Origin of the sequence: Streptomyces sp. NRRL WC-3549, assembly GCF_000721935.1 — a bacterium.
In the GTDB taxonomy this organism is placed as follows: Bacteria; Actinomycetota; Actinomycetes; order Streptomycetales; family Streptomycetaceae; genus Streptomyces.
This window is the reverse complement of record NZ_KL585404.1, coordinates 2038-9988: the sequence shown is the minus strand read 5'-3', so window position 1 is coordinate 9988 and position 7951 is coordinate 2038. Positions and strand designations below refer to the sequence as shown.

General features: G+C 72.3%; 8 protein-coding genes. 4 read left to right on the top strand and 4 right to left on the bottom strand.

Features of this window, described 5'->3' with window-relative positions; translation table 11 throughout:
- Nucleotides 1–172 precede the first annotated feature (172 nt).
- The 3 genes from IH13_RS0117815 to mshD form a co-directional block, all read right to left on the bottom strand.
- Nucleotides 173–1069 carry an ATP-binding cassette domain-containing protein gene (locus IH13_RS0117815; RefSeq protein ID WP_031085612.1) on the bottom strand — a complete coding sequence of 299 codons (897 nt, stop codon included), beginning with the start codon at nucleotides 1067–1069 and terminating at the stop codon, nucleotides 173–175.
- On the bottom strand, nucleotides 1066–1479 hold the full coding sequence (locus IH13_RS0117810) for a GntR family transcriptional regulator (protein WP_031085610.1): 414 nt from the start codon (nucleotides 1477–1479) through the stop codon (nucleotides 1066–1068). The genes IH13_RS0117815 and IH13_RS0117810 overlap by 4 nt, the downstream gene beginning before the upstream one ends.
- Nucleotides 1480–1572: 93 nt before the next feature.
- A complete protein-coding gene (gene mshD / locus IH13_RS0117805; protein WP_031085609.1) occupies nucleotides 1573–2496 on the bottom strand; it encodes a mycothiol synthase in 924 nt (307 codons plus the stop codon).
- A gap of 295 nt (nucleotides 2497–2791) precedes the next feature.
- Here mshD and IH13_RS0117800 point away from each other — a divergent pair, with 295 nt between their 5' ends.
- The 4 genes from IH13_RS0117800 (at nucleotide 2792) to IH13_RS0117785 (ending at nucleotide 6572) form a co-directional block, all read left to right on the top strand.
- Nucleotides 2792–4609 (top strand): bifunctional metallophosphatase/5'-nucleotidase, encoded by a 1818-nt coding sequence (locus IH13_RS0117800; RefSeq protein ID WP_037841667.1) that lies wholly within the window; start codon nucleotides 2792–2794, stop codon nucleotides 4607–4609.
- Between the two features lie 163 nt (nucleotides 4610–4772).
- Entirely contained in the window at nucleotides 4773–5666 is an 894-nt protein-coding gene (locus tag IH13_RS0117795) for a phosphatidylinositol-specific phospholipase C (RefSeq protein WP_031085605.1), read from the top strand.
- A gap of 91 nt (nucleotides 5667–5757) precedes the next feature.
- Nucleotides 5758–6342 (top strand): DUF2975 domain-containing protein, encoded by a 585-nt coding sequence (locus IH13_RS0117790; protein WP_031085602.1) that lies wholly within the window; start codon nucleotides 5758–5760, stop codon nucleotides 6340–6342.
- Entirely contained in the window at nucleotides 6342–6572 is a 231-nt protein-coding gene (locus IH13_RS0117785) for a helix-turn-helix domain-containing protein (RefSeq protein WP_031085601.1), read from the top strand. Before IH13_RS0117790 ends, IH13_RS0117785 begins: the two co-directional genes overlap by 1 nt.
- 41 nt (nucleotides 6573–6613) lie before the next feature.
- Here the strand turns inward: IH13_RS0117785 and IH13_RS0117780 are convergent.
- Nucleotides 6614–7951 (bottom strand): sensor histidine kinase (locus IH13_RS0117780; protein WP_031085599.1); only part of this gene is annotated, 1338 nt, incomplete at its 5' end.

Sequence of the window (7951 nt, the reverse complement as noted above, 5' to 3'; positions counted from 1 at the left end):
CAGCCGGTCGCCGCGAAGACCTCGGCGACGTGGGACGCCCGCAGGGCCACGGCGATCAGTCCGACGACGACGGCGAGGGCGAGCCCGCCCGTGATCCACAGGACCAGGCGGTGCTGGCGGACGACGACGCGGGCCGGACCGCGCAGGGAGGGCCGGGGTGGGGCGAGGGTGCTCATGCGGCGGCCACCGCCTCGCGGGCGTGTGCGCTCGGGGTGAGCAGCGGCGGGGCGTCCGGGGAGCGGAGGTGGGCGAGCAGCAGCTCTTCCAGGGACGGCTCGGTGGCGTCCCAGGCGGCGGGATCCACCGGGCCCGACGGCCGGATCAACGCCGTGAGTTGACGGCCCGCCGTCCGTGACTCGACGACCGTGTGCGGGGTGAGGTCGCGGACCTGCCCGGTGACCAGGGCGTGCGCGGCGACGATGTCCTCGCTCTCACCGCCGAGCCGGACCCGGCCGCCGTCGACGAGCAGGAGGTAGTCGCAGGCGCCCTCCAGCTCGGTGAGGATGTGCGAGGACATCACGATGGTGGTGGAGTGCTCGGCGGCCTCGGCCATCAGCAGGCCCATCAGCTGATGCCGGACGAGGGGGTCGAGGTCGGCCATCGGCTCGTCCAGCAGCATCAGTTCGGGCCGCTTGGCGAGGGCCAGGGCGAGGGCGAGACGCGTGCGCTGGCCGCCGGAGAGGGTGCGGACCCTGGCGTCCTGCGGGAGGGGGGCGGCGATGCGGTCGGCGGCGTCCCGGTCCCAGGTGGCCGGGTTGAGCTCCCGGCCCGCCCACAGGGTGTCGGCGACCGTGAGCTGCGGGTACAGGGGTTTGTCCTGGGAGACGTACGCGATGCGGTGGCGCACCTCGGCCGGGTCGGTGGAGCCGAGGACCCGTAGCGTGCCCTCGGCCGGCCGCAGCAGGCCCGCGGCGAGGCCCAGCAGGGTGGACTTGCCGGCCCCGTTCGGCCCGACGAGGGCGCAGATCCGCCCGGTGGGCAGCCGGAACGAGCAGTCGCGCAGCGCCCACCCGCGCCTTCGCCCATAGGTCGTGCCGAGGCCGTTCGCCTCGATGGCGGCGCCTGTCATGTCTGCTGGTCCCCCTTGTCGAATGTGCTGTCCAGTGCGGCGGTGAAGAGGGCGCTCACGTCGTCCCGGTCGAGCCCGGCCGCCTGTGCCCTGCGGGTCCAGTCGGTGAGTTCGTCGCGCAGCGGGGCGTCGGTGGTGGCCGCCGCGCCGCCGAGGGTGCGGCGGACGAAGGTGCCCAGGCCCCGGCGGGCCTCGACGAGGCCTTCGCGTTCGAGTTCGCGGTAGGCCTTGAGCACGGTGTTGGGGTTGATGGCCGTGGCCTCGACGACCTCGCGGGCCGTGGGCAGCCGGTCGCCCGGTTCCAGTACGCCGAGGCGGAGCGCCTGTTTGGTCTGCTGCACGATCTGCAGGTAGGTGGCGACGCCGCTGCGCCGGTCGATGCGGAACTCGACCGCTGCGGACTCTGCCATGTTCACCACCCTTTCACTAATGAAGTAGTGAAAGGGTGACGTAAAGCAGGGGCGGCGTCAAGTGACGCCGCCCCTGGTGGTGTTGACCGGCGCTCAGGACTCCGTGCGGTACATCAGGTCTGTCTCGTACGTGGTGAAGCCCATCCGCTCGTACACCGAGAGGGCCGCCGGGTTGTCGGCGTCGACGTAGAGCATGGCCGTCGGCAGTCCCTCGGCGGCCAGGTGGCGCAGGCCGATCGCGGTGAGTGCCTTGCCGAGTCCGCCGCCCTGGGCGTCCGGGAGGATGCCGACGACGTAGACCTCGCCGAGCTGTTCCTCGGCGTGCACCTTGGTCCAGTGGAAGCCGATGATCCCGCCGTCGCGCTCGGCGAGGAAGAAGCCCTTCGGGTCGAACCAGGGTTCGGCCTTGCGGTCGTCCAGGTCGCGCTGGGTGAGGGAGCCCTGCTCGGGGTGGTGGGCGAAGGCGGCGCTGTTGACGGCCAGCCAGGCGGCGTCGTCCTGTCCGGGCACGAAGGTGCGGACGGTGACCCCCGGCGGCAGGGTGGGCTCGGCGATGTCGAGGGTGCCCAACGGGCGGCGGAGCTGGCGCAGTTCGCGGAAGAGGGAGAGGCCCAGCACCTGGGCGAGGTGCCGTGCGGCCGCCCGGCCGCCGTGTGCCCAGACCCTCAGCCGCTTGCCGGTCGCCGCGAGCAGGGCGGCGCCGAGGGCCCGGCCGTGTCCGTGGCCGCGGTGGGAGGGGTGCACGACGAGCTCGGCGGCCGGCGCCTCGACGGGGTCGGTGTCCTCCAGCTGCGCGTAACCGGCGAGGACGCCGTCCGCGGTGAGCAGGAAGTGCCGGACACCCTCGCGGTGCCCGCCCCGGAGCTGCAGCCGCCCCTGCTCGGAGACCGCCTGCCTGCCGTCGCTCCCGGCGGCCTCGCCCAGGAGGGCGAGGACGGCGTCGGCCTGCTCGGGGGTGAGCGCGTCGAGGGTCTCGATCTCGCGCCCGGGGGAGGGGAGGGGTGCGTCAGTCGTCATGTGTACGAGCGTACGGCGGCGGGGCGGGCGGGGGTGCCCGGCCGGACGCGGTGTGCCGAACGGGCGTGGGGCGGGCGCAGGGTGGGGCGCGGGCGGCGGTTTCCGGCCGCGGCCCCGGCGGCGGTCCGGAGTCGGGAGGGGAGGGATTCGGGCGGATCTGCGGCTTTCCGGCCTGGAAGCAACCAGCTCGTAACCACCGACATCTGTCGCGCTACGCGCGTTGACCCTAGGCTGCGGCAGCAGGATTCAGACGTGCCACCACTCAGCACCCTCCGCTGAACTCTCAAGGGGACCGATGTCAGCGACTCCGCATCCGAAGAACCGTGCGCCCCGGCGGGTGCTCGCCGCGGCGGCCGGGCTGGCCACCGCCGGCGCGCTCGTCGCCGCGATGCCGGCCGACGCCCACGACCGGGGGCACGGGCACGGCCACGGCCACCCCGCACCCCGTACCGTCGACGTGCAGCTGCTGTCCTTCAACGACCTGCACGGCAATCTGGAGCCGCCGGCCGGTTCGGCCGGCACGGTCAGCGAGACGCAGGCCGACGGCACGGTGACGTCGGTCCCGGCCGGCGGTGTCGAGTACCTGGCGACCTCGTTGCGCACCGCGCGCAAGGGCCACCCGTACTCCGTCACGGCGGCGGGCGGCGACATGGTGGGCGCGAGCCCCCTGCTGTCGGGGCTCTTCCACGACGAGCCGACCATCGAGGCGCTCAACAAGATCGACCTCGACGTGACGGCGGTCGGCAACCACGAGTTCGACGAGGGGGCCACGGAGCTGGCCCGTCTGCAGAACGGCGGCTGCCACCCGGTCGAGGGGTGCTACGAGAAGGGCAAGAAGTTCAAGGGGGCCGACTTCCCCTACCTCGCGGCCAACGTGACGAGCGAGAAGACCGGCAAGCCGATCCTCAAGCCGTACACGGTCTGGAAGAAGAACGGCGTCAAGATCGGCTTCATCGGGGTGACCCTGGAGGGCACGCCGGACATCGTCACGGCCAACGGCGTCAAGGGCCTGAAGTTCCACGACGAGATCGAGACGGTCAACAAGTACGCCAAGGAACTGGACCGGCAGGGCGTCAAGTCCATCGTCGCGCTGATCCACGAGGGCGGCGCCCCGGCGTCCACCTCGTACGACTACGACTGCGACAGCCCCGGCGCCGGGGACGGCGTCTCCGGCCCCATCGTGGACATCGCCAAGGGCATCTCGCCGAAGGTCGACGCGCTGGTCACCGGTCACACCCACCAGGCGTACGTGTGCACGATCCCGGACCCGTCCGGCAAGCCGCGCATGGTCACCTCGGCCGCGTCGTTCGGCAAGCTCTACACGGACACCACGCTCACCTACGACCTGCGCACCAAGGACATCGTGCGTACGTCGGTGAAGTCGGCGAACCACGTGGTCAGCCGTGACCAGGCCAAGGCCACCGACATGACGAAGCTGATCGGCCGCTGGAACAAGCTCGCGGCCCCCATCGCGAACAAGCCGCAGGGCTGGATCAGCGCCGACATCAACGGCCGGGGCGCCACCACCCCCGAACTGCCGCTCGGCGACCTCATCGCGGACGCCCAGCTGGAGGGCCTGGCCCCGGCCGACAAGGGCGGCGCGGTCGTCGCGTTCATGAACCCGGGCGGTATCCGCGCCGACCTGGTCTACGCGGCCTCCGGCGGCGAGGGCGACGGGGTGGTGACGTACGGCGAGGCGTTCACCGTCCAGCCGTTCACCAACATGATGAACGTCGTCGACCTGACCGGCGCGCAGCTGGTGGCCGCGCTCCAGCAGCAGGTCAGCGGCTCCAACGAGGCGTCCCCGAAGATCCTCCAGATCTCCGAGGGCCTCACCTACACCCTGGACCTGACGAAGTCGGGCGCGGACCGGGTGGTGGCCGACACCATCCGCCTGAACGGTGAGGCGATCGACCCGGCGAAGACATACCGCGTCGCGATGAACGAGTTCCTCGCGGGCGGCGGCGACGGCTTCACGGCCCTCGGCCAGGGGACGAACAAGCTGGTCGGGGCGTCCGACCTGGACGTGTTCAACGACTACCTGGCGGCCCACTCCACGGCTGCGGCCCCGCTGGCCCCGCCGGCCGCGGACCGGATCACGGTCGTGCGGTGACGCGCGGACGCGGGTGAACGAGTGGGGCGGTGGGCCGGTCGGCCCACCGCCCCACTCGGCTTTCCGGCGGTCCCGGGCCGTCCCGCCTGCGGCCTGTTCCGCAATTGACGAGGACCCGTCATAATTCAGGCCCACTCCCCACGGCCGACGGAGGCATGCCCGCATGAGCCCGTACACCGCCACCCGCCGGACCTTCCTCGCCGGCACCCTGGCCGCCACCGCCGGAATCGCCCTCGGCGCCGCGCCCGCCCTCGCCGTCCCGGCGCGTGTCCTCGGGACGCAGGACTGGATGGCCGCCCTCGCCGACTCCACCCCGCTGCACCGCATGACGATCCCCGGCACGCACAACGCGGGGGCGCGCTTCGGCGGGCCGTGGACGGAGTGTCAGAACACCACGGTCGCCGAGCAGCTCGTCAGCGGCATCCGCTTCCTCGACGTACGGTGCCGGATCACCGGGGACGCGTTCGCGATCCACCACGGCGCCTCGTACCAGAACCTGATGTTCGGTGACGTACTCATCGCCTGCCGGGACTTCCTGGCCACCCACCCGTCCGAGACGGTGCTGATGCGGGTCAAGCAGGAGTACTCCGAGGAGAGCGACGCCGCGTTCCGGCAGATCTTCGACCTGTACCTGGACGGCAAGGGCTGGCGCCCGCTCTTCCGCCTCGATTCCGGGCTGCCGGACCTCGGCGGGGCGCGGGGCAGGGTCGTGCTGCTCGCGGACAACGGCGGCCTGCCCGGGGTCCGCTACGGGGACCCGGCGGTCTTCGACGTCCAGGACGACTACATGGCCGAGCCGCTGGCCAAGTACCCCAAGATCGAGGCCCAGTTCCGCAAGGCCGTCCAGCAGCCCGGCAAGCTGTTCGTGAACTACGTGTCCACCGCGGCCCTGCTGCCACCGCGCTGGAACTCCGACCGCCTCAACCCGCAGGTGCACGCGTTCCTGGAAGGCTCGCAGGCGGTGGGCTGGACCGGCCTCGGCATCGTCCCGCTGGACTACCCGGCGACCCGGCCGGGACTGGTGGAGTCCCTGATCCGGCACAACCCGGCGGGCTGAGCCGCGGGCCCGGTGCCGGCACCTGGGGCTTGTCGAATATCGATAGGGTCCCCTAGTCTGAGGCATATCGACAATCGATAGGACGCGGGCGATGCACACGCGAATCACCAAGATCCTGGCCTCGGTGACCTTTGTACTGGCGGTGCTCTTCGGGCTCGCCTTCCTCGGCACGGGGTTCACGCACATGCTCGACGACGGGGCGGTCTGCGTGGAGACCGACTTCTGGCAGAACGCCTCACTGGCGGACAGGGTGTCGACCAGGGAGGGCGTGCAGGAGTCCAGCAGTGCCACGCGGCTCTGCCAGGACGGCCCCTCCCTGGGGCAGCGCGCCGCCGACCTCGGCGGCGAACTGCCCTGGCTGCTGATCAGTTCCCTCGCGCTGCTGCTCTTCTCCCGGCTGCTGAAGGCCGTCCTGCAGGAGGGGCCGTTCACCCACACGGTGTCGAAACGGCTCACCGTACTCGGCTGGTTCGTCACCCTGGGCACGCCGTCGGCCGCCCTCGTCGTCGGCTGGTCACAGTCCTGGCTCGTCGGCAGCATGGCGCCGAACGTGGGTTCCGGGCCGGCGCTCGAAGGGCCGCTCGTGCTCGTCATCCCCGGCCTCGCGGCCGTGATCGTGGGCAAGTTCCTGGCCGACGGCGTGCGGATGCGAGAGGACCTCGAAGGAACCGTCTGATGCCCGATGAGGAACACCACGGGATCCGGATCCACCTCGACCGGATCCTCGCCGAGAGAGGCATGACGCTCACCGAGCTGTCCGCGCGGGTGGGCATCACCGTCGTCAACCTGTCCGTGCTCAAGAACGGGCGGGCCAAGGCCATTCGCTTCTCGACCCTGTCGAGGATCTGCGCTGTCCTCGGGTGCCAGCCGGGAGACCTGATCACCCACGACACCGGCAGTCCTTAGGGACGGAGCCGTGGAGGACCGGCCCGGCGCCCGGAGCGTACTCAGTGCCCCGGCGGCGGCTGCGGTGCCCCCGGCAGCCGGACCGAGGCCACCGTGCCGTCCCCGTCGTCCGCCGGGCGCAGGGCGATCTCGCCGCCGGCCTGGTGGATCGTGCGGGCCACGATGGACAGGCCGAGGCCGGAGCCCGGGAGCTGGCGGGCGGACGGGGAGCGCCAGAAGCGTTCGAAGACGTGCGGGAGGTCCTCGGCCGGGATGCCGGGGCCGTGGTCCCGGACGGTCAGTTCCCCGCGGTGCAGGTGCACGTCGATCGTGGCGCCGGGCGGGCTGAACTTCACCGCGTTGTCCAGCACGTTGACCACCGCCCGCTCCAGCGCGGCCGGTTCGGCGCGCACGTACCAGGGGGCCAGCTCCGCGGTGATGGTCAGCTCGGGGCCGCGCAGCCGGGCGCGGCGCAGCGCGGTACGGGTGACGTCGTGCAGGGCGACCACCTGGAGGGGGCCGGGCTGGGCGGCGTCGGGGCGGGAGAGCTCCTGGAGGTCGCCGATGAGGGCGGCCAGCTCGGTCATCTGGGCCTTGACGGAGGCCAGCAGGGCCTTGCGGTCCTCGGGCGGGATGGCCCGGCCGGTCTCGTCGCTGCGGGCCAGCAGCTCGATGTTGGTGCGGAGCGAGGTGAGCGGGGTGCGCAGCTCGTGCCCCGCGTCCGCGATGAGCTGGGCCTGCCGGTCGCGGGAGCTGGCGAGGGAAGCCGTCATGGAGTTGAAGGAGCGGGAGAGCCGGGCGATCTCGTCCTCGCCCTCGGCGGGGATGCGGACGGTGAGGTCCTCGGTCCGGGCCACGTGTTCGACGGCGTGGGTGAGTTCGTCCACCGGCCGCAGCCCGGCCCGGGCCACCCACAGCCCCGCCGCGCCCGCGCCGAGTACGCCGATGCCGGAGACGAGGACCAGCACCCAGGCCAGGCCCGAGAGCGGGTCGGTGACCTCGCTCTCGGGGCGGGCCACCGACACGGCGTAGGACTCACCGGACGGGCGCAGGACCACGCGGTAGGTGTAGACCCGCATCTTCTGGCCGTCCTCGGCGGTCGCCGAGCGCAGGACGCCCGGGCGCTCGCCGACGGCCACCTCCACGTCCTCGCCGGTCGCCGGGATGCGGACGGACCCCGGGCTCGGGCAGATCTGGCCCGCGCCGTCGATGATCTGGAGGGTGTACGAGCCCGGCGACTGCGCCGGTCCCCGGTCGGCCCCCCGGCAACTGGCCAGCAGCTCCGTCACATAGGACTTGTCGACGGCCGGTGACTTGCGCAGGGAGTCGTCCAGCTGGCCCTGCAACTGCTCCCGCGTCACGAACCAGCAGGCGGCGGCTGCCGCCGTGACCGCGACGGC

Coding starts and splice junctions, on each gene's coding strand:
- IH13_RS0117815 (WP_031085612.1), bottom strand. CDS start 1,069: ATGACAGGCGCCGCCATCGAGGCGAACGGCCTCGGCACGACCTATGGG.
- mshD (WP_031085609.1), bottom strand. CDS start 2,496: ATGACGACTGACGCACCCCTCCCCTCCCCCGGGCGCGAGATCGAGACC.
- IH13_RS0117785 (WP_031085601.1), top strand. CDS start 6,342: ATGCCCGATGAGGAACACCACGGGATCCGGATCCACCTCGACCGGATC.
- IH13_RS0117790 (WP_031085602.1), top strand. CDS start 5,758: ATGCACACGCGAATCACCAAGATCCTGGCCTCGGTGACCTTTGTACTG.
- IH13_RS0117800 (WP_037841667.1), top strand. CDS start 2,792: ATGTCAGCGACTCCGCATCCGAAGAACCGTGCGCCCCGGCGGGTGCTC.
- IH13_RS0117795 (WP_031085605.1), top strand. CDS start 4,773: ATGAGCCCGTACACCGCCACCCGCCGGACCTTCCTCGCCGGCACCCTG.
- IH13_RS0117810 (WP_031085610.1), bottom strand. CDS start 1,479: ATGGCAGAGTCCGCAGCGGTCGAGTTCCGCATCGACCGGCGCAGCGGC.